We start from the raw sequence: 26,434 nt of genomic DNA on the forward strand, positions 1-26,434 counted from the left end.
ATTGGGATGATTGCGAATAGTTTCAATTTAATTAAAGGCATACCATTTATCCTTACGATAAATATCAAAATTAGAAATATCAAATGATATAGAGTCTGGATATTTAGACGTTTAAGAAAGCAGAACTTTCTTAAATAGGGCTCTAGCCCTATTTAAGAAATATCTTGTGAGTCTCGGCAGTTTACAAATTACCACCAATAAGTTGGATAACGCCGACTAATACCTATGTTGTTATATATAATGGCGACGATAACCAAAATGATTGATCCCAATAATGTGGGGGTGATTAAGAACTCCCAGCCAGCTCCCATCATCATGACGATAAAAGGATTAGAACCTGCGGGGGGGTGAGGAACTCTGAGAATTAGCATTAGAGCAATAGCTGTTGCTACTGCAATTGCCATACTCCACCAATGTACTCCTAACATATTTAAAAAAATTAACCCAGTTAGACTTGCAATAAAATGTCCACCGATAACATTTCTCGGCTGAGAAAATGGGCTGTTAGGGTAAGCAAAAACCAATAGGCAACTGGCTCCGAAGGATCCTAATATCATGAGGAGATCCTTCCACTCTTGGGATATCCCTAGAGCAGCGGCAGCTAGAAATGCCCCCAGCCATGCTGTACAGATACTTCTCCATGGTAGGCGTGGAGGAAGTGTTTCTGTTGGTGCAGGCCATTTATTTTTCATTCCTGAGTTCATTTGAATTTCCCTTCTTGCTATAATTTAAATAGAATTCATATTGTAGGATTAGATATTAGGTTATTTACAATCCTTTATTGATGGTGTACCGATCGGTTTACTTTTGCAAGAGAAATTATTTATGTCTATAAATAAACAGGATATTGTAGTGTCGGCGTATACTGACTTTTATAACAATGGCTTTAATGCAAGTGGCGTTGAATCTTTGGCAAAGCAGGCCGGAATAACGAAACGTACCTTATATGCACATTTCGGTAACAAGGAGGGGCTAATCAGAGCTGTTTTAAAATATCGAGATATGCAATTTACTCAGAAACTGGAGGAATTTTTTGCAAATAATAAAGAACAGTCAGTCATTGATACTTATTTGAAGTTTATTTCGGAATGGATGAATGAAAATAATTTCAATGGGTGTCTGTTCATCAATGCAAGTGCGGAGTTTCACGGAGAACCAGAAGAGCTCAGCCTTCAAATATCGGCACACAAAGCTAAAGTTAGAAAGTTTTTATGTGAGCGAATGATGGAAGAAGGAAAAAAAAATGTGGAACTTTTATCTGAAGTTTTGTTTTTGGTAGGAGAGGGGATGATTGTTGCAAGACAAACAGGACAAGGAAATATTGGGCAAGATTGGAGTGAAATTGCCAATGTTTTAAAAGAAATCAATGGATAAATGAGTAAAGGGTTCGAAATAAAAGCCATGATTATCATTCCCGTATTTGGATATTCATAGAGATATTTGCTACGCCGTCTGAATTCAATCAAATAATCTACTGTATCTATGGCCAGTAAGTGACTCGTAAGATCGTTCTATATTGAGAATCTTTTTATGTGATTCGCTCATCTATCTTCACACGCTTAAAAATTCAATCACTGCCTGATGATGTGTTGTCTTCTCCTCTCCTGTTGTTCTCGAGAAGAGGTAGGCGACATTTGTTGATATTTTTTTAAGTTAAGACCTCGTCACAGATTATTTTAATGCGAAATAGTTAATACCCTTGCCCCATTATTCATTTAAGTATACACAAATGACAGTAGCTATTTTGCCAAAACAGCTGTTTTACCTTTAGCACCTCGTCCCCTTTTTCCGCCAAAATAGCTTTCATCTAGTTCAATTTCACCTGCAAAAACTTCATTAGCATCTTGAGCTAAATGCTAGCTAATCACCTCCCTGATTTTGCGATAAAATGAGGCAGCTGAATTAGGATTGATTTCTAATAAATTTGCTGCTGAACGGGCTGTTACTTCGAGCACAAAAAATTCAAGCCGTTTTTTCTGTATAGATTTCTTGAGTTTACAATGAGTTATCTTCATTTTTATAGACTAACATTACTGCTAATCTAATACAGCCCCTATTTTTTAATCTTATCTAACCTAAATATAGCAAAGTGTCTATTTCTATTAAAAATATTCCTAAACAATTTATAGTTATTTGGTATTCTTTGAGAAGATTATTTCAATAAGTTAGATTTTTTGGAATGCGTGTTGTTGAAAAGGTTTACTCTGTTGGAGAGTGCTTATTTTTACGATTTTTTCACCGCACTTTTACTTTTATATACCTTATTTGCTATTTTTCTTGAGAGTGCACCGAATTGTCGTAACGCATCAAAATTTGTATAGCTGAGCATAGCAGGTAGAGATTGTCTTAATTCGTGCATAAATTGATGATAACTCAGTGTTTTTTGGCTAATGCCGTTGAGCTGTGCTTCCCAGTGGGCAGTCATATCTGGTAGCGTGGCGATGTCGGGCAGGGCTTGAATGAAAATCCGCCCTGTTTCGGTGCTGTGAATATGACGTCCTTTTTTATAAAGAAAACCACGCTTAAATAGCAGTTCAATAATGCTAGCGCGCGTGGCTTCTGTGCCTAAACCATCGGTTTCGCGTAGGATTTTTTTTAACGCTTTATCTTGCACGAAACGGGCGATCCCAGTCATTGCAGAAAGCAGGGTTGCATCTGAAAATGGCTTTGGCGGTTGCGTTTTTTTGCTGAGAATCTCCCCTTTTTCACAGAATAACGCTTGCCCTTTTTTCACTTCGGGTAGCAAGGGATCAGTGTTATTTTGCTCATCATTTTCTTTTCCCCAAAGTGCTTTCCAGCCAGCAACTTGTAAATTGCTGGCTGCCGCGACAAATTTTCCTCCCGCAATATTCAACGTGATTTTACAACGGCGGTATTGCGCATCTGCGCAGAATTGGGCTAAATATTGGCGCGCGATAAGCTGATAGATATTGCGTTCCATTTGCGTCAGATTGACAGGCCGATTTTTTGCTGTTGGAATAATTGCGTGGTGTGCTTCCACCTTTTTATCATTCCAGCAACGGTTTCGTTGTTCAGGGTTGATAATATTTGGTAACGGCTGATAATCGGACGTGTGAACGGCAATGGCATTCATCACTTTATAGCGTTCAGCGAAATGTTCTTCTGGCAAATAACGGCAATCGGAACGTGGATAGGTGATTAAGCGGTGTGTTTCATATAATCGCTGGCAAATATCCAGCACTTCTTGGGCTGAAAGGCCATAACGTTTTGCTGCATCAATTTGTAAGGCGGAAAGAGAATAAGGCAAGGGCGCGGTTTCTTTTTCACGTTTGTCTTGATAATCTGTTACCGTTGCAGGCTGCCCCGTAATGCGCTTCACCACATTTTCCGCTAAGGCACGGGAAAGTACACGACCGTCTTCATCTTGATAATCTTCGCAAGCTTTGCTTGGCTGCCAAAGTGCGGTGAATTTTTGCGGAATTGTTTCCTTAGTTTGCACAAAAGCCTGCACTTCAAAATAATCTTTCGGTTGAAAGTTTTCAATTTCCAGATCTCGGCGAACGATTAAACCTAGCACGGGCGTTTGCACGCGGCCCACAGAAAGCACGCCACGATAGCCTACATTTTGCCCTCGTTTGGTGTAGGCACGCGTCATATTTATACCATACAGCCAATCTGCTCTGGCGCGGGCAAGGGCTGAGGTAGCAAGGGGGATAAAGTTTTGGTTAGATTGTAATTTGTTTACCGCTTTTTGCACCGCACTTGGGTTTAAATCGCTAATTAAGCAGCGTTGAATTTGTGCTTTTTTCTCAGCAGAAAGATTGGCGTAGCTAAACACTTCATCGACCAACAGTTGCCCTTCACGATCGGGGTCACCTGCATTGATAAGTTGATCAGCTTGATGAATCAGCTTTATTACTGTATCTAGCTGTTTTTTGACTGTTTTTTTAGGAGTAAGCAGCCATTTTTGCGGCACGATGGGCAAATCTTCTATACGCCAAGTTTTATATTTGGGATCGTAAGCGTCAGGTTCAGCTTGCTCTAATAGATGACCAACGCACCAAGTGACGCAATCATTTTCACCACAACGAATAAAGCCATCACCGCGCTGATGAGGTTTGGGTAACACATCCGCAATGGCACGGGCAAGGCTAGGTTTCTCGGCTATAAATAATCGCATAGGGGGCAGCATCAATCATCTAAAACAAAGTTTGGCATTTTAACACAGATTTGATTATTCCCAATTTATTAATTTTTCGTTAGAATGTAGCTCAATATTAACATTGAGGATAAAAAGTATGTTTGGAAAAGGTGGCTTAGGCAACTTAATGAAACAAGCCCAGCAAATGCAAGATCGTATGCAAAAAATGCAAGAAGAAATTGCACAGTTGGAAGTAACAGGTGAATCAGGTGCAGGATTGGTAAAAATCACCGTAAATGGTGCGCATAATTGCCGCCGTATTGAAATAGATCCTTCTTTAATGGAAGACGATAAAGAAATGCTCGAAGATCTTATCGCAGCTGCGTTTAATGATGCTGTTCGCCGTGCAGAAGAATTGCAAAAAGAAAAAATGGCATCGGTTACCGCAGGAATGTCATTGCCCCCTGGCTTTAAAATGCCATTCTAAATTTTCTCTAATTTTGCACCGCACTTTGTTTCTTATTAAAAATCAAAGTGCGGTGCGTTTTTTGTTTATTTTTAGGCAAAACAATGCAAACAAGCCCATTATTAGAAAATCTTATTGACGCATTACGCTGTTTACCCGGGGTTGGCCCGAAATCGGCACAAAGAATGGCGTATCATTTATTGCAACGAGATCGCAATGGCGGAATGGATCTGGCGCGCGCATTAACCGCCGCAATGTCGCAAATTGGGCATTGCGAACAGTGTCGAACGTTTACTGAAGAAGAGGTATGCACCATTTGCAATAATCCACGCCGTCAAAACACTGGCTTGCTTTGCGTGGTAGAGCAACCTTCTGACATTCAAGCCATTGAACAAACAGGACAATTTTCAGGACGTTATTTTGTCTTAATGGGACACCTTTCCCCTTTAGATGGCATCGGGCCAAGAGAAATCGGTTTAGACTTACTTAATAGACGCTTGCAAAATGAAACCTTTCATGAAGTCATTCTAGCAACTAACCCAACAGTGGAGGGGGAGGCTACTGCTAATTACATTGCAGAACTTTGTATGCAGCAGAATATTAAAGTCACCCGCATTGCGCACGGTATTCCTGTCGGTGGTGAGTTAGAAACCGTGGATAGCAACACACTCGGTCATTCTTTTTCAGGACGGAGAGAGATTCAGTATTAATAAAAAAGCTAATACTTTTGTATTAGCTTTTTTGTGTTTAAGGATGGCTTTTAATACTTATTTTTCAGCCTTTAACTTTTCAGTTACCATTTCGTTTTCAGTCGCATCTGTTGGTTCGGTAACGATTTCGTTTTTTTCTTCTGAAACGATTGACTCTTTATTTTCAACTTCAGTTTGTTCAATTAGGTTACTTTGAAATAAAGGTTTATTTTCTAATTGAGGCAATAACTGAACAGAAGAGCTCGCTAAATGTTGATACAGTTTTTGATAATCCTGTGCAAGGGTTTTCAATAGCTCTGCACTGTCAGAAAAATGTTTTTCTAAATGTTGTTTTTGTTGAGCTAATTCTGATTTTACTTTTTGCAATTCAGTTTCAGTTTTCACTTGTTTCTTTACTGAATCTTTAGTAAAGCGTAATAACAAATAAGCGAGAATAAAACCTACTACTAAACCAATTAGGGCGGGTTGCCACATTTCAAGTGTCCAATTTTGCATAAAAACTCCTTATGGTGAGAAAAGAACCTTTTGTATCATAACATTAATTTTAATCTATTTCTTTAGCAAACATCACAAAAAAATATATTAGACAAATAAGGTGCATTCGCACACCTTATTTTGCTATGCTAGCTTAAATTGCACTTTGCCAATAGTTCGCTTTGGCTTTTTGTAATTTATGATAGGCGTCGAGTAATTTTTGATGCGCGTGGAATTGTTGTAAATGCTCATCATCAGCCAATAAATCATAGAACGGATTGCCACCTTGAATGGTATTCCAAGCAAATTCCACCGCACTTTTGCCATACATTTTCTCAAATACTGCACGATATTGGGCAGGCTTACGATGTTCATCAAGGAATAATTCTAGGCTGTTTACTAAGCAACGGTAATAATTCGCGCGCTCAGGCGTGAACACTGATTGATTCATATTCAGCGTCCAGTTCGTCCAATCTAAGGCATTTTCTAATTCTTGTGTGGCAAGATAGAGCATTGCTTTGAGTTCGCCAATGCGCAAGGTTGTCCAGCCTGATTTTGGCGGCGGCACAATGCCAATAAACTCACGCACACGCGTGGCATCATCAATGCCTTGTTCATCAAGCTCGTCAAGTAATTCTTGATAAGTGTCTTGATCATGATGGAAATGGGGCAGATCAAGCAAGATTTCGCGCCAATCCATTCCCATATTGTTATTGGCATAGATTAAATCATCTACAGGGTAAATATCCGACATTCCCGGCACAATAATGCGGCAAGCGTACACGCCGAGATGCTGATAATCCATAATATACACTTCTTGATTGAGTGCTTGGAAAATCGCCATCAGATTTTGATATTCTTGTTCTGTTGTGCCAGAAAAATCCCAGTCCACAAAAGGATAATCACTATCTTGTTTGAATAAATCCCAAGAAATTAAACCGCTTGAATCAATAAAATGCGTTTCCAAATTGGCGTGTTCCGCCACATCATTATTATTGAAAGAAGGCGGTGTGAACACATCAAGATCTTTCAGGCTGCGGCCTTGTAATAATTCAGTTACCGTGCGTTCCAATGCCACGCCAAAATTAGGGTGCGCGCCGAAAGAGGCAAAGCAAGTGCCATTTTGTGGATTGAGCAACACCACACAGATTACAGGATATTTTCCCCCTAAGGACGCATCATAAGCGAGAATTGGAAAGCCCTCTTGTTCAAGGGTTGCAATGGCTTCTTGCACCGCAGGGTAGCGCTGCATTACATCTTGTGGAATGAGTGGCAAGCTAATGGCCTCTGCAATGATTTTATTTTTGACATAACGCTCAAACACTTCTGAAAGCCCTTGCACACGCGCTTCAAATAAGCTGTTGCCTGCGGACATTCCATTGGAAACATAAAGGTTGGCGATAATGCTTTGTGGAATATACACCGTTTGGTTATCTGATTGACGTACATAAGGCATTGCTACAATGCCACGTTCTGCATTGCCCGATTGGAGATCGATCAATAAATCAGGCGTTAATTCGCCATTGGGATCATAATAAGCCAATAAATGCTCATCTAAAATGCCTTCGGGCAGCTCGGTTTCATCTTCAATTTCAAACCATTTTTCATTGGGATAATGCACAAAAGGCGCATTGGCGAGATCTTGCCCAAGATAATAATCGGCAAAGAAATAGTTGGTGGAAAGACGTTCAAAATATTCCCCTAAGGCAGAAGCCAGCGCCGCTTTTTTGCTCGCTCCTTTACCGTTAGTGAAGCATTGCGGACAATCTTTATCACGAATATGCACAGACCAAACATTTGGCACAGGATTGAGCCAAGAAGCTTCTTCAATATTGAATCCAAGTGCGGTCAATTTTTGCTGAAATTTTGCAATGCTATCTTCAAGGGCGGCATCTTTGCCCGGAATAAAGGTTTGTTCGGTCATTTTGTGTTCTCCAGTAGGGCGAATCATATTGAGCTGTGCATAATAGGCAAGTTTCACCTATTCAGCAAGGGGGAAGCAGCCTTTTATTTGGTACGCTTTATCTCAGTAGATGTTATGATTTAATCGCCTGACGGAAGGCAGTGGCAGGATTAAGTTGGGGTGAAGGGGGGGAAGTTTGCGTATTTAAAGTCATTGGCAAAGTTCGTTTTTGTGCCACAATGATCATCATTTCGCCAAAATAATGGGCTTTCCCTTGCAAGGATAAATATTGCTGATCGAGCAGCTCAAAATTGAGCAGGCTCAACCAATCCAAAAGCCGACTAGCAAAATAAGGTTTGAACGGCGATTTATTTGCACCAAAAGGCAAATGTTGCTTAAGTGAAAAGATACTAAGCGGATTAAATAATGAAAGAAATAAGATCCCTTCTTGATTGAGAGTTCGGGTTATTTCGCGTAACACTTGGTGTGGATTATTGGTAAAGTGTAAGCCGTGTGCTAATAAGCAGGCGGAGAAACATTCATCGACAAAAGGCAGGGCTGTGGCCTGACCTTGCACTAAATCAATGTATGGACATTGCGAAAGTGCGGTTAAATTTGATGGAATTTTTTTGCTCACAATAATTTGTTGATCGCAAGGATAATAAGCCACTTCACCACTTAACGCACCCAATTTCAGGCAATAATCACCAGAAATTTGTGCAAAGTGCTTTGTTAAATATTGCTGAATTACGCTACAATAGCGCACGCCTTGTGGTATGTGTTGCCAGCTTAGCAGTGTTTGAGGTTTATTTTGCCTTGCATTACAAGGAATATTCCAGTTCATTTTCAATAAGGATCAATATGCTAGTTCCCATTCCTGCACTTAATGATAACTATATTTGGCTGTATGCACGAGAAAATTTACCCGTAATTGTGATCGACATCGCAGAAAGCGCCCCTTTGCTTGCTTATTTGCAGCAACATCAGCTTGAAGTGGAGGCTGTGCTGCTTACCCATAAACACCAAGATCACGTTGGTGGCTTGGCTGAATTTGGACAGCATTATCCTAATGTGCCTGTGTTTGGTCCACAAGAAACGGCAGAATTGGGAGCAACGCAAATTATTAATGCAGGGGAAATTCGCACCACGCATTATCAAATTCAAGTGTTGCCCTCGGGCGGACACACGGAAAATCACGTGAGTTTTGTGGTGGACGGGCATTTGTTCTGTGGAGATACCTTATTTTCAGGCGGTTGTGGACGCGTGTTTACAGGGGATTACGCGCAAATGTTTGATTCGCTCCAACGGCTCAACGCCTTGCCAGATAGCACTATTGTCTGCCCCGCGCACGAATATACCTTAAGCAATTTACAATTTGCCGAGAAAGTGTTGCCAAAATCGGCATTTTTGATAGATTATGTGGCGAAAATTGCCGCTTTACGCCAAGAGCACCAACCAAGCTTACCCACCACCTTGGGGCTAGAAAAACAGATTAATCCTTTCTTACAAGCAGAAAATTTGGTGCAATTTACCCAATGGCGAAAGTTAAAAGATCAGAGCTAGTGATAGAAGTGCGGTATAAATTATCGTGATTTTTTAATGTTTAAAATGTTGTAAAACTATGAGTCTAGTGATTAAAGAGATTTATTTTCCCCCCTCCTTTCAAATGGTGGAATCCGATCAAGCCTTAGCCGATGTTTGTCAAAAAGCAGCGCAGAGTCGCCATATTGCCTTGGATACGGAATTTATCCGCATTCGCACCTTTTATCCTAAATTAGGACTTATTCAGCTTTATGATGGTGAACAGGTGAGCTTGATTGATCCAAATAAAATCAGTGACTTTTCGCCTTTCATTCAGCTATTGGCGAACCAAAATGTTGTTAAAGTGCTACATGCTTGCAAAGAGGATTTGGAAATTTTTAATCATTATTTTCAACAAGTTCCCACGCCGATGATGGATACGCAAGTGGTGGCGCATTTTTTAGGGTTTGGTGCATCGGCAGGATTTGCAAGCTTGGTCGAACAGTTTTTTCAGCTTAAATTAGACAAAGGGGCTTCTCGTACTGATTGGTTGGCACGGCCCTTAACTGATAGACAATGTCGTTATGCCGCAGCAGATGTGTGGTATTTATTACCGTTATATCAGCAATTAGACCAACAACTTTCGCAAAGTTCTTGGAAAAGTGCGGTACAATTTGAATGTGAAAATTTAGTCAAAAATAGCCAACAGCTCAAACAAGCTGATAAGGCATATTTGGATATTGCTAATAGTTGGCGCTTGAACTCCCTTGAGTTAATGCGATTAAAATTACTGGCAAAATGGCGTTATGAAGAAGCCATAAAACGTGATTTAGCGCAAAATTTTGTAGTAAAAGCTGAACATTTGTGGTTATTAGCTAAAAATGATCCCAAAAATATCTCTCATTTACTAGAATTAGGGCTATCGATTAGTGAAGTGCGTATTCATGGTAAAAAAATGTTACAAATTTTGGATCAATCCAGACGCAGTAATAAAGATGACTATCCGCCTCCTATTTTACGTCTAGCTGATGATGAGCGTTATCGTCCAGCATTAAAAGCACTACAGCAGTGCCTAAAAGAGATAACGCCATCAGATTTGCCAACTGATGTATTAGCAACGAAACGCAGTTTAGAAGCATTGATGAAATGGTGCTGGTTTAAAAAGCAAGATCCGAATGATTTACCTTCTTTACTAAAAGATTGGCGTAGGGTATTTGGCAGAAAGTTATTGCAATCTTTACAAAACTTTTAATAATATTTTTTGCAATCTGAAAGTGAGAAAGATAGAATGCACCTTTTATGTCGCCATTTAGGTGACTTTACATCATTAATTTATAAACGTTAAAGGAAAATCGATTCAATGAATAAATTTATAAAAATTGGCGTAGTGACGCTGTTTGCTTTATTTTTAGCTGCCTGTAATAAAGCTGATCCAAAAGCTGATTATGCAAAATTAGCTGAATGGATGCAATTAAATCAAGTTGATCAAGCTAGCTTTCAGACTCAATATAATCAGAAAATTTCAACTGGTGATACGACTCAATTAAAAGAAGCGATGGTGGCGTTAGTTGAGCGTAATACGAAACTAATTAAATCGTTAAAAGCAATTAATATTAAAGATCCTGAAATTCAAAAATTGCAAGATAAAACTATCGAAGTGCTAACTTATTCATCTGATTTGACAGAATCTGTCATTAATTTAGCGAATAATCCGTCACCATCAAATGAAGTTGTTAAGTCGTTACAGGAAAAAACACAAAAAGCACAATTGCTGACAGCTGATTTGCAAAGAATGCGTGCTGAACTTGCAGCAAAATATGCTAATACTCACTAGCTATGTCGTTATAAAATCGTACCGATTTAGGCAAGTATAGTAAAAAATAAGCCGCACTTCTAAGTGCGGCTTATTTTTGGCTGAGTTTTATTCTTTTTCTTTATCTAATGGTGCAAATGGACGTTGTACATGGCCGGTATAAAGCTGGCGAGGTCGTACAATTTTCATATTGCCAGGTTTAAACATCTCTTTCCAATGAGCTATCCAACCAACTGTTCTAGCAAGAGCAAACATCACGGTAAACATTGATGTTGGAATACCAATTGCTTTTAGGATTATACCTGAGTAAAAATCCACATTTGGATAGAGTTTATGCTCTATAAAATACGGATCACTCAGTGCAATACGTTCCAACTCCATTGCAACATCAAATAATGGATTATTGATATTTAGTTCTTTTAGCACCTCATGGCAAGTCTGGCGCATAACTTTAGCACGAGGGTCGTAGTTTTTATATACTCGGTGTCCAAATCCCATCAAGCGGAATGGATCATTTTTGTCTTTTGCTCGAACAATATATTCAGGAATTCGATCGATTGTTCCAATCTCCTCTAACATATTGATACAGGCTTCATTTGCTCCACCGTGTGAAGGTCCCCAAAGCGAAGCGATACCCGCTGCGATACAAGCGAAGGGGTTTGCTCCTGATGATGCTGCAGTACGTACAGTAGAAGTTGAGGCGTTTTGCTCGTGATCAGCGTGTAAGATAAAAATCCGATCCATTGCACGTTCTAGTACAGGATTTACAACATAAGGTTCACAAGGGGTTGCAAACATCATATATAAAAAATTACCTGAATAAGAAAGGTGATTTTGCGGGAACATAAAAGGTTGACCAATTGAGTACTTATAACACATTGCAGCAAGAGTTGGCATTTTTGCCAATAAGCGGATAGCTGTGATTTCGCGATGTTCAATGTCGTTAATATCCAATGAATCATGATAAAACGCGGCTAGTGCACCGCTCACCCCACACATAATTGCCATTGGGTGAGAATCTCTGCGGAAACCATGAAAAAAGCGAGAAATTTGTTCGTGCACAAGTGTATGCCTGCGTACAAGTTGAACAAAATTTTCATATTCCTGTTTGTTAGGACGTTCACCGAAAAGAAGTAAATGTGCTACTTCAAGATATGTTCCATTTTTAGCTAATTCGTCAATCGGATAACCACGGTGTAATAAAATTCCTTCATCACCATCAATATAGGTTATTTCTGAAACACAAGATGCGGTTGACATAAATCCAGGATCGAAAGTAAAGAGTTTATTTTTGACTAATGATTGCACATCAACAACGTCATAACCTAGAGCCCCCTTTCTAACTGGAAGTTGTAGTTCACGTCCATCACTTAATGTTAATTTTGCAGTTAATTCACTCATAAACACTCCTCTTATAGCCTGCTTGAGTATTAAGTTACTTGGTCTAATATTGTGTATAAAATAGTTTTAAGAATAGTTTTCTATTTCACTATAACCTTTTCTATTAACGCTGTCTTTATAATTAGTAAAAAAAATTGTTAAAAAAATGTTATTTTTTCCCAAAATGAGATAGAGATCAAAAAATGAAAAAAAATGTTAATGCTTTGTAAAATTAATCGGTTGCTTATTTTGGCAATTTGTTTTTAAACTAAGTAAAATCAAAACGTAGCAGTTTTGTTGTATAAACCCATGTATAATAGAAATAATTGTCACTTTATTCTGTATGTTATAATAAATAAAATCAGGTGATTTTAATGAAGCAAACAAGCCCAATCAGTGAATGGTTAGCCTCTAGCTCTCTAAATGGGGCAAATCAATCTTATATTGAAGAGCTTTATGAAAGCTATCTTCAAGACTCAAATTCTGTCGATGAGAGTTGGCGGCAAATTTTTAATGCATTGCCAAAACATACTGCCGCTGAGCAAGCACATACGCCGATTCGTCAATATTTTAAACGGTTAGCAAGAGATAATGGTGCAGAAGGGGTGAGTGTTATTGATCCTAAAGTGAGCAAACGATTGGTTAAATTGTTGCAGTGGGTTAATGCGCACCGTAATCGTGGACATCTTCACGCAGATCTCGATCCACTAAAAATTTGGCAAAGAATGGATTCTCCAACCTTAGATTACAAATTTTATGGCTTTACAGATGATGATCTTGATGAAGTATTTGACATTAGTGGCTATGTTTATAATAAAGAAAGAATTAGTCTGCGTGAGCTTTCCTCATCATTAAAATCAACCTATTGTGGACCGATTGGTCTTGAGTTTATGCATGTTAATGATCTTGAGGCACGAACTTGGCTACAGAAAAAGTTAGAAAATTTGTTAAATCAACCTTTATTTAGCAAACAACAACAGCTTAAATTCCTAGAAGAATTAACCGCAGCAGATGGATTAGAGCGCTATCTTGGCGCAAAATTCCCTGGAGCAAAACGTTTTTCTCTTGAGGGCAGTGATGCCTTTATTTTGTTGATAAAAGAAATTATTCGTCAAGGTGCTAAAAACGGTATTAAAGAAATTGTAATGGGTATGGCGCATCGTGGGCGTTTAAACTTATTAGTAAATGTTCTAGGGAAAAAAACACTAGAATTATTTGATGAATTTGCAGGAAAACATCAAGGTAATGGAACTGGTGATGTGAAATACCACCAGGGTTTTTCTTCTGATTTTATGACAGAGGATGGTTTAGTACATTTGGCTTTAGCATTTAATCCTTCTCATTTGGAGATTGTAAACCCAGTGGTACTAGGATCAGTTCGAGCTAGACAAAATCGCATTAATGATGTTGAGCGTTCTAAAGTATTACCGATAACAGTACACGGTGATTCCGCTGTTGCAGGGCAAGGTGTGGTGCAAGAAACCCTTAATATGTCAGCAACCCGTGGTTATTCTGTGGGGGGGACAATTCGTATTGTTATCAACAATCAAATTGGTTTCACCACTTCTAATCCACACGATACTCGTTCTACAGAATATTGTACCGACATTGCGAAAATGATTGAAGCGCCTGTCATTCACGTTAATGGTGATGATCCTGAAGCCGTGGCTTATGCTGCGCAAATGGCGGTGGAATTCAGAACCAAATTCAAGCGTGATATTTTTATCGATCTGGTTTCCTATCGCCGTCACGGACACAATGAAGCGGACGAACCTTCTGTTACTCAGCCATTAATGTATGAGCGCATTAAACGCCACCCAACCCCACGCAAAGTGTACGCTGATCGCTTAATTGCAGACAACGTGATTGACGAGGCTTACAGCCTAGAATTAATGAATAATTATCGTGACGCTTTAGACAATGGCGATTGCGTTGTGCCAGAATGGCGTGAGCGTGATGTTGAAGCCTCGGATTGGATGAAATTCCTTAGCCAAGAATGGTCTGATTACGAAGGCAGTTTCGATGAAGAACGCTTTACAGCACTTGCTTTAAAAGTGTGTGAATATCCAGAGAATCACCCACTTCATTCGCGCGTGAAAAAAATCTATGATGATCGCCGTCTCATGGCAAAAGGTGAAAAACTATTTGATTGGGGAATGGCAGAAACAATGGCTTACGCCACCTTGTTGGATGAAGGCTATAACGTTCGCTTATCTGGTGAAGACGCAGGACGTGGCACATTCTTCCACCGTCATTCTGTCTTACATAGCCAAAAAGATGCCACAATTTACACCCCACTTACGCATTTACATAACCAGCAAGGGCATTTTGAAGTGTGGGATTCGGTGCTTTCAGAAGAAGCCGTACTTGCTTATGAATATGGCTATGCTACGGCAACACCAAAAACGCTCACTATTTGGGAAGCACAATTCGGTGATTTCGCAAATGTTGCGCAAGTGGTGATTGACCAATTTATCAGTTCAGGCGAGCAAAAATGGGGCAGAATGTGTGGTTTAGTCATGTTATTACCACACGGTTATGAAGGACAAGGGCCAGAGCATTCATCTGCACGGTTAGAGCGCTATTTACAGCTTTGTGCGCAACAAAATATGCAAGTTTGCGTACCTTCAACGCCAGCACAAATTTATCATTTATTACGCCGCCAAATGTTGCGTAAAGTGCGCCGTCCATTGATTGTGATTACACCAAAATCTTTACTGCGCCACCCACTTGCGGTATCTAGCAAAGAAGAGTTGGTGAACGGTGCTTATCAAAATGTGATTGGCGAAATTGACCAGCTTGATCCAAAACAAGTGAAACGAGTGGTAATGTGTTCAGGTAAAGTGTATTACGATTTATTAGAACAACGCCGCAAAACTAACCAAACAGATGTAGCGATTGTGCGTGTGGAACAGCTTTATCCTTATCCGCACGAAGAAATGAAAGCGGCACTTGCCCCTTATGATCAGGTTACTGATTATGTATGGTGTCAAGAAGAACCGCAAAACCAAGGGGCGTGGTATTGTAGCCAACATAACTTTGTGAGTTCATTGCCAGAACACGGTAAACTGCGCTATGTGGGCAGACCGGCTTCAGCATCGCCAGCGGTGGGCTATATGTCTTTACATAATGAACAACAACGTGCCTTAGTGAATGAGGCTTTAGAATAATTGGTAGGCAAAAAGTGCGGTCAAAAATCACCGCACTTTTGTACATCTGAATGCAAATAAAACGCAAATAAAGAAGGAATAGAAAAATGAGCGATTTTGAGATTTTAACTCCTGTGCTACCTGAATCTGTGGCAGATGCTACGGTTGCTACTTGGCATAAGAAAGTGGGGGATGAAGTAAAACGTGATGAAGTTTTAGTGGAAATTGAAACTGACAAAGTCGTGCTTGAAGTACCTGCACTTGCTGATGGTGTATTAGAAAGCATCATTGAAGCGCAAGGTGCAACGGTGATTAGCAACCAAGTACTAGGTAAAGTTTCAGCTTTAGCTACGGCAGGCAATGACACTAAAGAAAGTGTGCAAAAAGTGGAAAGCACGCCAGCGGATCGCCATTTAGCCAACTTAACATCAGAGCCGACTAACGCGGATGTGGTTAGTCCAGCAGCACGCCGTTTACTGGCCGAAAATGATCTCAAAGCAGAAGAAGTACAAGGTACGGGTGTAGGTGGGCGTATCACCCGCGAAGACATTGAACGTACTGTCGCACAAAAAGTAGCGCAAGCACAATCTCAGACACAAACGGAATCGCAATTCCCTGAACCAGCATTAAATTTATCAGGGCGTGATGAAAAACGTGTACCAATGACTCGTTTACGTAAGCGCGTGGCAGAACGTTTATTAGAAGCGAAAAACAGTACTGCAATGCTCACCACCTTCAACGAAGTGGATATGCAACCGATTATGCAACTACGCAAAAAATACGCAGAGAAATTTGAGAAATCTCACGACACTCGCTTAGGTTTTATGTCTTTTTATGTGAAAGCGGTGGTAGAAGCACTAAAACGCTATCCTGAAGTAAATGCCTCTATTGACGGTGATGACATTGTGTATCACAACTATTTCGACATCAGCATTGCTGTTTCCACCCCACGCGGTTTGGTAACGCCAGTATTACGCAACTGCGATAAACTGAGTATGGCGGAAATTGAAAAGCAAATCAAAGTGTTAGCAGAAAAAGGTCGTGATGGTAAATTAACGGTGGAAGATCTCACCGGTGGAAACTTCACTATTACCAACGGTGGTGTGTTTGGATCACTGATGTCTACGCCAATCATCAATCCACCGCAAAGTGCTATTTTAGGTATGCACGCCATTAAAGATCGCCCAGTGGCAGTGAATGGTGAAGTAGTGATCCGCCCAATGATGTACTTGGCCCTTTCTTACGATCATCGTTTAATTGATGGGCGTGAAAGTGTTGGTTTTTTAGTCACTATTAAAGAAATGCTGGAAGATCCAGCGCGTTTATTATTAGAAGTGTAGCCTTGAAATAAGGCGATAAGGACGCTTATCGCCTTATTTTTATCAATTTATCTGCAGATTTATTGTTAAGCACTGCGTAACAAAGGGAGAAAGATAAATCCATGAATTTACACGAATATCAAGCAAAACAGCTTTTCACCCAATATGGCTTGCCTGTCGGTGAAGGTTATGTGTGTGAAACCCTAGAACAAGGATTAGAAGCTATCAAAAAATTAGCTGGCTCAAAATGGGTACTGAAATGCCAAGTTCACGCAGGCGGACGTGGTAAAGCGGGGGGCGTCCAAGTGGTTAGCTCTGAACAAGAAGTGCGCACGTTTTTTGACAAATTTTTGGGCAAGCGTCTTGTTACCTTTCAAACCGATGCCAAAGGGCAGCTCATTAATCATATTTATGTAACACGCTATGTAGCGGTAAAAAAAGAACTGTATCTCAGTGCGATTATTGATCGCAGCTCGCAACAAATTGTCTTTATGGTTTCCACAGAAGGTGGCGTGAATATTGAAGAAGTGGCGCAAAAAACACCGCACTTATTACACCGCACCAGCATTGATTTATTGGTTGGTGGAATGCCATATCAAGGCAGAGAATTAGCCTTCAAACTCGGCTTAGAAGGCAAACAAATCAAGCAATTTACCGACATATTTTGCCAGCTAAACCGCCTATTTATCGAAAAAGATCTGGCATTATTAGAAGTCAATCCATTGGTGATTTTAGAAAATGGTGATCTCGATTGTCTTGATGCCAAAGTGGTAGTGGACAGCAATGCCTTATATCGCCATTCAGATTTGCTTGCAATGCGCGATCTTAGCCAAGAAGATCCCCGTGAAGCCCAAGCAGAAAAATGGAATCTCAACTATGTCGCCTTAGATGGCAACATTGGCTGTATGGTTAATGGTGCAGGGCTGGCAATGGGAACAATGGATATTGTGAAATTATACGGCGGACAGCCAGCCAATTTCCTTGACGTGGGCGGCGGTGCAACCAAAGAGCGTGTGGCAGAAGCCTTTAAAATCATCTTAACCGATCCTTCAGTGAAAGCCATTTTAGTCAATATTTTTGGTGGCATTGTACGCTGTGATCTCATCGCCGAAGGCATTATCGCAGCCAGTAAAGAAGTCGGCGTAAATGTGCCTGTAGTGGTGCGTTTAGAGGGGACAAATGCGGAATTGGGTCGCACAATGTTGGCAGAAAGCGATACCAATATTATTTCAGCACAAAGTTTACAACAAGCGGCAAGCGAAGTCGTGAAAGTGGCAAAGGGAGAGTAAAATGTCAATTTTAGTGAACAAAGACACCAAAGTGATTTGCCAAGGTTTCACTGGGGGACAAGGCACATTTCATTCTGAACAAGCCCTTGCTTATGGCACAAAATTAGTGGGCGGCGTTTCCCCAGGGAAAGGCGGCACAACCCATTTAGGCTTGCCTGTGTTTAATACCGTGTGCGAAGCCGTTGAACAAACCGGTGCAACAGCAACAGTGATTTATGTTCCAGCACCATTTTGCAAAGATGCCATTTTTGAAGCGATTAACGCAGGATTATCCTTAATCGTTTGTATCACTGAGGGCATTCCTACGTTGGATATGCTACAAGTGAAACAAAAACTCAATGAAACGGGTGTGGTGATGATCGGGCCAAACTGCCCTGGAATTATCACCCCTGAAGAATGCAAAATTGGCATAATGCCGGGCAATATTCACAAAAAAGGACGTATCGGCATTGTTTCTCGCTCAGGCACATTAACCTATGAAGCAGTTAAACAAACCACTGATGAGGGCTTTGGACAATCCACTTGCGTAGGCATTGGCGGCGATCCAATCCCCGGTTCAAGCTTTATTGATATTCTCAAACGCTTCCAACAAGATCCTGAAACTGAAGCCATCGTGATGATTGGCGAAATCGGTGGTAGTGCGGAAGAAGAAGCAGCAGAATTTATCCGTCATCATATCACCAAACCTGTGGTGGCGTATATTGCTGGTATTACTGCACCAAAAGGCAAACGAATGGGACACGCAGGCGCAATTATCAGTGGCGGAAAAGGCACTGCCGATGAAAAAATCCACGCGCTACAACAAGCGGGCGTGACGACAGTGAAGAGTTTAATAGAGATTGGTATAGCATTAAAAACCTTATTAAAGTAGCTCTTTTTTTACGAAATAAACACGAGCTATCTAGCCTATAGATACCGTTGCTTATTGATGGCGTAGCTAATGATTATTCGGGTTAAAGATTAAGTAGATCTTATATTGTTAGTCTATGATGGACAATATGTCCACCTTATTAGTAGGGGTTACAATATATCACGTATGATTGTTTTCCCCATTTAAAATTGAGATAAGTATCTTTAAAAGAGGGAAAGAATCTCTTTTACACTTTTTAATTGATGATCAGCTAACGTCCAACGTGGATTATTGCGCTCAACTGGCGCGGGGATAACCGCACAGTGCATTGAAGCGGCTTTCACCGCAGTCATTCCTACCACGGAGTCTTCGATCCCTAAACAGGCTTGAGGTTCTACTCCTAATTGATGGGCAGCATGTAAATAGACCTGCGGATGCGGTTTGTTGTAATCCAATTCTGTGGCAGATGAAAGATATTGAAAATACTGTGAAATGTTACAACGCTTGGTAATTTGCTCTAATAAATAACGTGGCGAGGCAGAAGCAACTGCCAGCTTACAACCAAGTGCGGTAAGTTTTTCAAGGGTTTCTGGCACATTTGACATTAACGGTTTATTTTCCAAAATCATTGAAATGGCGCAATTATTCATTCGTTTTACCATTTCTTCAATTGGAACAGGCATTTGTTGATAGCGTTGATAAACGGTTTTTACAATGCCCAAAGCGGGCATTCCCGTGAGTTCTTGCATTTCTTGCAAGCTGACAGGAATGCCGATTTGACTAAATACTTCCACGCCTGCTTGTTTCCAAAAAGGTTCGGAATCAATCAGAACGCCGTCCATATCGAAGATAACTGCTTGAAATTTCATAAATTTCCCTTGAGTATTTTTTCAATGATCGCTTTGGTGAGCGCCACATAATGGGCAGAAAAACGATGGCTAAAATTCAATAAATAATAAAGCTGATAAAGTGGTTTACGTTGCGCATAACCTTCATCAATCGGTAAAGTGCGGTGATAATTTTGATAGAATTTTTCAGGCAACGGCTGGAATAATTCACTAAATGCAAGATCGCATTCGTGATCACCCCAGTAACAGGCTGGATCGTAAGTAAAAGGTTTGCCATTTGCCACAGCACAGTTTTCAATCCAAAGATTGCCGTGCAATAAGGCGGGTTTGGGCTGATGTTTGGCTAGCCCTTTGGCGACAACGGCGACTAATTCATCAATATCAGTAAACGCTAAACCTTTCTCTTTGCAGATCTGTAATTGCCAGCCAATGCGTTGTTCGCTGAAAAATTTCGCCCAATTATCCGACCAACCATTTGGTTGATAAACCGGCCCAAGCCAAGTGTCAAAATCGAGTCCGTAATGCTCGGTATTGCCCCATTGGTGCAAGTTGGCTAATTGCGTGCCAAATTGCGCCATTGATTGCTCGTTAGGTTCGCTGAAAGGAAGGGCTTCTAGCAGTAAAAAACTGTGGTTTTGTGAGCAGCCTACGCCGTAAACTTGCGGTACTTGAATTGTCCCTGTTTTGGCGAGCAATTCCAGCTGATCTGCTTCGGCACGAAACATAGATCGATAGGATTTTTCATTAATTTTTACAAAAACGGGCTGGATTCCATCATCAATAATCCAAGCTTCGTGCATTTCGCCAGTATGCACTTTGCGTTTTTGCTTGATAAAATAATACGCACCAAGATGTTCGGCTAAAACTTGAGAAATTGATTTCCACATAAGTCCTCCCATATTCCACTTGCGCCACGGCTTAATCATAAAGGAAATGAGTAAAATAATCTGTGATGAACTTCAAGTTTTTTATTTGCGGAGAGAAAAATTTGCGGTAAGGTAGCGTCTATTCGCTTAAATTGTTTAGTAAGGAGCAAAAAATGAAATTATACGTTTATGATCATTGTCCATTCTGCGTGCGAGCCAGAATGATTTTTGGCTTGAAAAATTTGCCTGTGGAAGAGCAAGTGTTATTGAGTGATGATGAAGCCACGCCAGTATCACTCATCGGCAAAAAAATGGCACCAATTTTGATTAAAGAAGACGGCACGGCAATGCCAGAAAGTTTGGATATTGTCCATTATGTGGATCAAAATTATGGGGATCTGTTGTTGCCAGATGATGATGTGCGTAGCGATCTGCAAGCGTGGATGCAGGTCGTAAGCCGTTATTATAATCATCTTTTATTACCGCGTTTCGTGAAATTAGGCTTGCCTGAATTTGCTACCCAAAGTGCGGTGGATTATTTCGTTAAAAAGAAAACTGAAAGTATTGGTGATTTCGCCGAAAATCTGGCAAATTCTGCCCAATATATCGAAAAATTACAGCAAGATTTCACCGCACTTGAGTATTTGATTTTGTCAGAAAATGGCGCGAATGGTCAGCTTTCTATGGAAGATATTTTGCTTTTCCCAATGCTGCGTAATCTCACTTGCGTGAAAGGGCTTGTGTTCCCGCCGAAAGTGAAAGCCTATGTGGAAACAATGGCAAAATTATCCCAAGTGGAATTATATTTCGATAAAGCAGTTTAACCCACAAAAAGCCTGGTAAAATGGGGCAGAAAGTTGGTTTTCATCGCAAAATAGCGTATGATCGCAAGCTTGCATCGAAAGTCATTGCAAAAGCAATTCGATAACCTATAAAGCACGGTGCGAAAAATACATTGTAGGTATTCAAGGGGCTGTTGATAACGCAAATGCAGAATGAATTATCAATAGCCCCTAAAGTGCGGAGCTTTTTTGCTTTATTTTTAATTTAATCAACAAGTTACCTCTCGTATGGGTAACCACTGTATAAGGATTTAATATGCCAATTATTACTTTACCCGATGGCTCACAGCGCCAATTTGATAAACCTGTTACTGTGCTTGAAGTGGCACAAGATATTGGTGCAGGTTTAGCCAAAGCGACCATTGCAGGGCGTGTGAACGGTGAACGCCGTGATGCGTGCGATCTGATTGATCAAGATGCCAATTTAGAAATTATCACTGCAAAAGATGAAGACGGATTAGAAATTATTCGCCACTCTTGCGCGCATTTATTAGGACACGCAATTAAACAGCTTTTCCCAGATGTGAAAATGGCTATCGGGCCAACCATTGAAAATGGTTTCTATTATGACGTGGATTTAGACCGCTCTTTAACGCAAGAAGATCTTGATGCCATTGAAAAAAGAATGCTTGATCTGGCAAAAACCAACTATGACGTGGTGAAAAAACGAGTAAGTTGGCAAGAAGCAAGAGAGACTTTTGAGCAGCGTGGCGAGCCATACAAAATGGCGATTTTAGATGAAAACATCGAAAAAACTGCAACGCCAGCGCTTTATCATCACCAAGAATATATTGATATGTGCCGTGGGCCACACGTGCCAAATATGCGTTTTTGCCATAATTTTAAATTACAAAAAGTGGCTGGCGCATATTGGCGTGGCGATAGCAAAAACAAAATGTTACAACGTATTTACGGCACAGCGTGGGCGGATAAAAAACAATTGGCTGCCTATTTACAACGTTTAGAAGAAGCGGCAAAACGCGATCACCGTAAAATTGGTAAAGCGCTTGATCTCTACCATATGCAAGAAGAAGCACCGGGTATGGTGTTCTGGCACAATGACGGTTGGACGATTTTCCGTGAGCTTGAAACTTTCGTGCGTACTAAATTGAAAGAGTACGATTACCAAGAAGTGAAAGGTCCATTTATGATGGATCGTGTGTTATGGGAAAAAACAGGCCACTGGCAAAACTATGGTGATTTAATGTTCACCACTTCATCAGAAAACCGTGAATATGCGATTAAGCCAATGAACTGCCCGGGGCACGTTCAAATTTTCAACCAAGGCTTGAAATCGTATCGCGATCTGCCAATTCGTATGGCGGAATTTGGTTCTTGCCACCGTAACGAGCCATCAGGTTCATTGCACGGTTTAATGCGTGTACGCGGTTTTACTCAAGATGATGCGCATATTTTCTGTACTGAAGATCAAATTGAAAGCGAAGTAACCAGCTGTATCCGTATGGTTTACGATATTTACAGCACCTTTGGTTTCAACAATATTCAAGTAAAACTGTCTACTCGTCCAGAAAAACGTATCGGTTCTGATGAAATGTGGGACAGAGCAGAGCAGGGCTTAGCCAATGCGTTAAAACACAATGGCTTAGATTATGAAATCCAAGAAGGCGAAGGAGCATTCTATGGGCCGAAAATTGAATTTGCCTTGCGTGATTGCTTAGACCGTGAATGGCAATGCGGCACAATTCAGCTTGATTTCGCCTTACCGGGTCGTTTAAATGCCACCTATGTCGCTGAAGATAATGACAGACGCACACCTGTAATGATTCACCGTGCGATTTTAGGCTCACTAGAACGCTTTATCGGTATCATTACCGAAGAATACGCAGGCTTCTACCCAGCGTGGTTAGCGCCGGTACAAGCTGTAGTGCTTAACATTACTGATTCACAGGCCGATTATGTACAATCTGTGGTGAAAAAATTATCTGATGCAGGCTTGCGTGCCAAAGCGGATTTGCGCAACGAAAAAATCGGCTTCAAAATCCGTGAACACACCTTACGCCGTGTGCCTTATATGTTGGTTTGTGGCGATAAAGAGATTGCCGAAGGTAAAATCGCCGTGCGTACCCGTAGGGGCGCAGATTTAGGCACGTTTACCGTGGCAGAATTTACCGAAATTCTGAAAAATCAAGTGAAAAACCGAGAGTTAAAATTGCTTGGTGAGCTTGATCAAGATTAATTCACAAAAAATAAGAAAGCGAGCTAAATGCTCGCTTTTATTTTGTAATTAAAAATCCCCGTATTTTGTAGGGATTTTTAATTATTTAGATTTTAGATGTTAGCCTTATTGCGGTTTAGCAAAAACCATTTTCACCATTTGCCAGAAGAATGACAATGCTCCGACAACGAAAATTACATCGCCCACAATACGCACCCAACGTAGGGTAACGAAGAGATCTTGTTGCATAAATTCTTCACCACGGGCATACCATAAGCCGTGCACCATATTGGCGTGTGCTTGGATAACGCCGATTGGCAGTAGGCTAGATAAAATCATTACGATCAATCCGATGTTTAAACTCCAGAAACCGAATTTCATTAGTTTGTTATCAAATGGGGTATTTGGACGTAAATAACGGACGATAAGGAACACAAAACCTAGTGCAAGGAAGCCATAAACACCAAACAGTGCGGCGTGAGCGTGTACCGCTGTGGTATTTAACCCTTGTACATAGTAAAGTGAAATTGGTGGATTGATTAAGAAACCAAATACGCCAGCACCTAACATATTCCAAAATGCCACAGCAACAAAGCAGTAAATTGGCCATTTTAAATGTTCCATCCAAGGTGCTTTTTGTTGCATTGACCAGTGTTCCCACGCTTCATAACCGAGCAACACTAATGGCACTACTTCTAAGGCAGAGAATGATGCCCCTACAGCAATAATTGGTGTGGTTGCACCTGCAAAGTAGAGGTGGTGGAATGTTCCCGGTATGCCGCCGATTAGGAAAATAGAGGCAGAGGCGATGGTTGAAACCGTTGCAGTACGGCGTGATACTAAGCCTAAACTTACAAAAATAAAGGAAAGTGCCGCCACGGAGAATACTTCAAAGAAGCCTTCAACCCATAGGTGTACCACCCACCAGCGCCAGTATTCCATCACAGATAAATGGGTATGTTCACCATAGAATAAGGCTGGGCCATAGAATAGACCTATAGCAATAACAGAGGCGAAGAAGAGAGCAAGTAGGTTTTTATCGCCCGGTTGTTTGAACGCATTGATCGTGCCACGGAACATTAGGACTAGCCAGAATAAAATACCAACATATTTCACGGCTTGCCAGAAGCGGCCTAAATCAATAAATTCATAACCTTGATGACCAAACATAAAGCTCAATTCTTGCGGGATTTGGTGAGCGATAGCGAGGTAGCTACCTGTAAAGGAGCCGACCACTAAAACCACTAATGCCCAGAATAGAATATCAACACCGAGTTTTTGGTATTTTGGATCTTTACCGCCATTAATAATTGGAGCAAGGAATAAGCCACCAGCCAAGAATGCCATTGCAATCCAGAACAATGCACTTTGTACGTGCCAAGTGCGTAGCAATGAGTAAGGGAGGTACTCTGATAATGGAATGCCGTAGAAATCTTGCCCTTCAACGGTATAGTGTGCGACAACGGTACCTAATGTAACCTGCACAATAAAGAGAGCGACTACCGTGAATAGATATTTTCCTAATGCCTTTTGTGATGGCGTGAGTTGAATTTTAGTGAGTGGGTCAACTGCCGCTGGCACGGGATCTTGCTCGTCTTCTTTTTTCTTAAATGACCACACCCAAACCATTGTGCCAATGCCTAAAATAAGGAAAACAATACTGGCGATAGACCAAACAATATTTTCTGCTGTCGGCACGTTATTAATAAGTGGTTCGTGTGGCCAGTTATTGGTATAAGTCGCCTCAGTATTTGGACGATTTGCTGAAGCAGTCCACGCAGTCCAGAAGAAAAACTTAGTCAGATCTTGGCGGTGAGATAACTCGGGTAGTGTGTTATCTTTCATTGCGAAATGATCACGAGTTAGCTTAAATTGCGGATCATCACCGTATAATGAAATATAATACTGTGCGGTTTTCTCAATGGCTTTTTGGCGAGTTTCCGATAGTTGTACTACACCGTTTTGCACCTTACTTCCACGATATTCACGGGTTAAGCGAGATTGCAATACTGCTTTTTGATCTTCATCTAAGTTAGCAAAATTTTTACCAAATTCATTTTGTGCAGTAATATCTAACCAGTTGGTTAATTCACGATGTAACCAATCAGCCGTCCAATCTGGCGCTTGGTAAGCCCCGTGTCCCCAAATTGAACCAAGTTGCATTCCACCTGTGGTTTGCCAAGCAGTTTGCCCTTGTAAAATTTCCTCTTTTGTTATTAAGGTTTCGCCATTGGTATTAACATATTTTTCAGGAATCGGTGGTGCTTCCCGATAAATATCTACACCAAAATAGCCGAGAATAGAAAATGCTCCGATTAGTACCACTATGAGCGTGTACCAGAGCTTTTTATATTGCCCCATAATCAATTCTCCATACAAATAAAAAATAGAAATCGATGAATAACAATATAACATATTGTTTTTATTGTTATTTTATCTTTATTCTCAGAAGAGCTTGCTAGTTTAATACGAGAAAATAGCAAGATACTCTTTGTGTATTGATATCAATACTTGACTAATTTTATCAACTATTTTTTGTTGTGCAGAATCAAATGATATTTTATTGCTTTAGATCAAATTTTTTGAGATTTTTACTTGTAATAGCGAAAAGTGATTAATAATAAATACGACATAACACATAGTTATGCTTTATTTTCCTAAAATTAGGGCGATGAAAAAAAGCAAAATCTAGAAGCACCAGTCATAATCGGATACGATAATTTCGA

The 26,434-nt window shown here is 40.5% G+C and carries 21 protein-coding genes and 1 pseudogene; 12 read left to right on the top strand and 10 right to left on the bottom strand.

Annotated elements, in window-relative coordinates; translation table 11 throughout:
• Window positions 1-188: 188 nt before the first annotated feature.
• A complete protein-coding gene (locus L5B71_RS00885) occupies window positions 189-704 on the bottom strand; it encodes an HPP family protein (RefSeq protein ID WP_265756427.1) in 516 nt (171 codons plus the stop codon).
• Between the two features lie 121 nt (window positions 705-825).
• Here L5B71_RS00885 and L5B71_RS00890 point away from each other — a divergent pair, with 121 nt between their 5' ends.
• Window positions 826-1,374: a TetR/AcrR family transcriptional regulator gene (locus tag L5B71_RS00890; protein WP_265756428.1), complete on the top strand. Its 549-nt coding sequence runs from the start codon at window positions 826-828 to the stop codon at window positions 1,372-1,374.
• Between the two features lie 377 nt (window positions 1,375-1,751).
• Here the strand turns inward: L5B71_RS00890 and L5B71_RS00895 are convergent.
• Window positions 1,752-2,015, bottom strand: a pseudogene (locus L5B71_RS00895) (IS1595 family transposase); the annotation flags it as partial.
• 209 nt (window positions 2,016-2,224) lie between these two features.
• Window positions 2,225-4,141 carry a DNA topoisomerase III gene (locus L5B71_RS00900; RefSeq protein WP_265756430.1) on the bottom strand — a complete coding sequence of 639 codons (1,917 nt, stop codon included), beginning with the start codon at window positions 4,139-4,141 and terminating at the stop codon, window positions 2,225-2,227.
• A gap of 118 nt (window positions 4,142-4,259) precedes the next feature.
• Between L5B71_RS00900 and L5B71_RS00905 the strand changes: the two genes are divergently transcribed.
• Together L5B71_RS00905 and recR are read left to right on the top strand one after the other, a co-directional pair.
• A complete protein-coding gene (locus tag L5B71_RS00905; protein ID WP_103853095.1) occupies window positions 4,260-4,589 on the top strand; it encodes a YbaB/EbfC family nucleoid-associated protein in 330 nt (109 codons plus the stop codon).
• 83 nt (window positions 4,590-4,672) lie between these two features.
• Entirely contained in the window at window positions 4,673-5,278 is a 606-nt protein-coding gene (gene recR / locus L5B71_RS00910) for a recombination mediator RecR (RefSeq protein ID WP_265756431.1), read from the top strand.
• A 57-nt stretch (window positions 5,279-5,335) separates the two neighbouring features.
• Here the strand turns inward: recR and L5B71_RS00915 are convergent, their stop codons facing one another.
• The 3 genes from L5B71_RS00915 to L5B71_RS00925 all read right to left on the bottom strand — a co-directional run bounded on the left by L5B71_RS00915 (window position 5,336) and on the right by L5B71_RS00925 (window position 8,499).
• The gene (locus L5B71_RS00915) at window positions 5,336-5,773 is read right to left on the bottom strand and encodes a YhcB family protein (RefSeq protein WP_265756432.1); all 438 of its coding nucleotides are present in this window, start codon (window positions 5,771-5,773) and stop codon (window positions 5,336-5,338) included.
• 133 nt (window positions 5,774-5,906) lie between these two features.
• The gene (gene ycaO, locus L5B71_RS00920; protein WP_265756433.1) at window positions 5,907-7,676 is read right to left on the bottom strand and encodes a 30S ribosomal protein S12 methylthiotransferase accessory factor YcaO; all 1,770 of its coding nucleotides are present in this window, start codon (window positions 7,674-7,676) and stop codon (window positions 5,907-5,909) included.
• A 112-nt stretch (window positions 7,677-7,788) separates the two neighbouring features.
• A complete protein-coding gene (locus L5B71_RS00925; protein ID WP_265756434.1) occupies window positions 7,789-8,499 on the bottom strand; it encodes a class I SAM-dependent methyltransferase in 711 nt (236 codons plus the stop codon).
• A 17-nt stretch (window positions 8,500-8,516) separates the two neighbouring features.
• On the opposite strand from L5B71_RS00925, the gene gloB reads away from it, so the two are divergent.
• The 3 genes from gloB to L5B71_RS00940 all read left to right on the top strand — a co-directional run bounded on the left by gloB (window position 8,517) and on the right by L5B71_RS00940 (window position 11,010).
• Window positions 8,517-9,218, top strand: a complete 702-nt coding sequence (gene gloB, locus L5B71_RS00930) for a hydroxyacylglutathione hydrolase (RefSeq protein WP_265756435.1) — start codon at window positions 8,517-8,519, stop codon at window positions 9,216-9,218.
• Between the two features lie 58 nt (window positions 9,219-9,276).
• Complete coding sequence (gene rnd, locus L5B71_RS00935; RefSeq protein ID WP_265756437.1) at window positions 9,277-10,428, top strand: ribonuclease D; 1,152 nt, start codon at window positions 9,277-9,279, stop codon at window positions 10,426-10,428.
• 108 nt (window positions 10,429-10,536) lie between these two features.
• Window positions 10,537-11,010, top strand: a complete 474-nt coding sequence (locus L5B71_RS00940; protein WP_265756438.1) for a hypothetical protein — start codon at window positions 10,537-10,539, stop codon at window positions 11,008-11,010.
• 87 nt (window positions 11,011-11,097) lie between these two features.
• Here the strand turns inward: L5B71_RS00940 and L5B71_RS00945 are convergent, their stop codons facing one another.
• Window positions 11,098-12,390 carry a citrate synthase gene (locus tag L5B71_RS00945; protein ID WP_265756439.1) on the bottom strand — a complete coding sequence of 431 codons (1,293 nt, stop codon included), beginning with the start codon at window positions 12,388-12,390 and terminating at the stop codon, window positions 11,098-11,100.
• 353 nt (window positions 12,391-12,743) lie between these two features.
• Between L5B71_RS00945 and sucA the strand changes: the two genes are divergently transcribed.
• From sucA to sucD, 4 genes are all read left to right on the top strand, one after another.
• Entirely contained in the window at window positions 12,744-15,539 is a 2,796-nt protein-coding gene (sucA, locus tag L5B71_RS00950; protein ID WP_265756440.1) for a 2-oxoglutarate dehydrogenase E1 component, read from the top strand.
• 86 nt (window positions 15,540-15,625) lie between these two features.
• Entirely contained in the window at window positions 15,626-16,858 is a 1,233-nt protein-coding gene (gene odhB, locus L5B71_RS00955; protein WP_265756441.1) for a 2-oxoglutarate dehydrogenase complex dihydrolipoyllysine-residue succinyltransferase, read from the top strand.
• A gap of 101 nt (window positions 16,859-16,959) precedes the next feature.
• Entirely contained in the window at window positions 16,960-18,126 is a 1,167-nt protein-coding gene (sucC, locus tag L5B71_RS00960) for an ADP-forming succinate--CoA ligase subunit beta (RefSeq protein ID WP_265756442.1), read from the top strand.
• A gap of 1 nt (window position 18,127) precedes the next feature.
• On the top strand, window positions 18,128-18,997 hold the full coding sequence (sucD, locus tag L5B71_RS00965; RefSeq protein WP_265756443.1) for a succinate--CoA ligase subunit alpha: 870 nt from the start codon (window positions 18,128-18,130) through the stop codon (window positions 18,995-18,997).
• A 203-nt stretch (window positions 18,998-19,200) separates the two neighbouring features.
• Here sucD and hxpB read toward each other — a convergent pair whose 3' ends face one another.
• Window positions 19,201-19,845 carry a hexitol phosphatase HxpB gene (gene hxpB / locus L5B71_RS00970; RefSeq protein ID WP_265756444.1) on the bottom strand — a complete coding sequence of 215 codons (645 nt, stop codon included), beginning with the start codon at window positions 19,843-19,845 and terminating at the stop codon, window positions 19,201-19,203.
• Window positions 19,842-20,711: a fructosamine kinase family protein gene (locus L5B71_RS00975; RefSeq protein ID WP_265756445.1), complete on the bottom strand. Its 870-nt coding sequence runs from the start codon at window positions 20,709-20,711 to the stop codon at window positions 19,842-19,844. The genes hxpB and L5B71_RS00975 overlap by 4 nt, the downstream gene beginning before the upstream one ends.
• Before the next feature lie 152 nt (window positions 20,712-20,863).
• On the opposite strand from L5B71_RS00975, the gene grxB reads away from it, so the two are divergent.
• Window positions 20,864-21,514: a glutaredoxin 2 gene (grxB, locus tag L5B71_RS00980; protein ID WP_265756446.1), complete on the top strand. Its 651-nt coding sequence runs from the start codon at window positions 20,864-20,866 to the stop codon at window positions 21,512-21,514.
• Window positions 21,515-21,788: 274 nt separating this feature from the next.
• The gene (gene thrS / locus L5B71_RS00985; RefSeq protein ID WP_265756447.1) at window positions 21,789-23,729 is read left to right on the top strand and encodes a threonine--tRNA ligase; all 1,941 of its coding nucleotides are present in this window, start codon (window positions 21,789-21,791) and stop codon (window positions 23,727-23,729) included.
• A 105-nt stretch (window positions 23,730-23,834) separates the two neighbouring features.
• On the opposite strand, the gene L5B71_RS00990 is transcribed toward thrS, so the two are convergent.
• Entirely contained in the window at window positions 23,835-26,069 is a 2,235-nt protein-coding gene (locus L5B71_RS00990) for a nitric-oxide reductase large subunit (protein WP_265756448.1), read from the bottom strand.
• Window positions 26,070-26,434: the final 365 nt, after the last annotated feature.

Source organism: Avibacterium sp. 21-586, from assembly GCF_026226775.1.
Classification (GTDB): Bacteria; Pseudomonadota; Gammaproteobacteria; order Enterobacterales; family Pasteurellaceae; genus Avibacterium.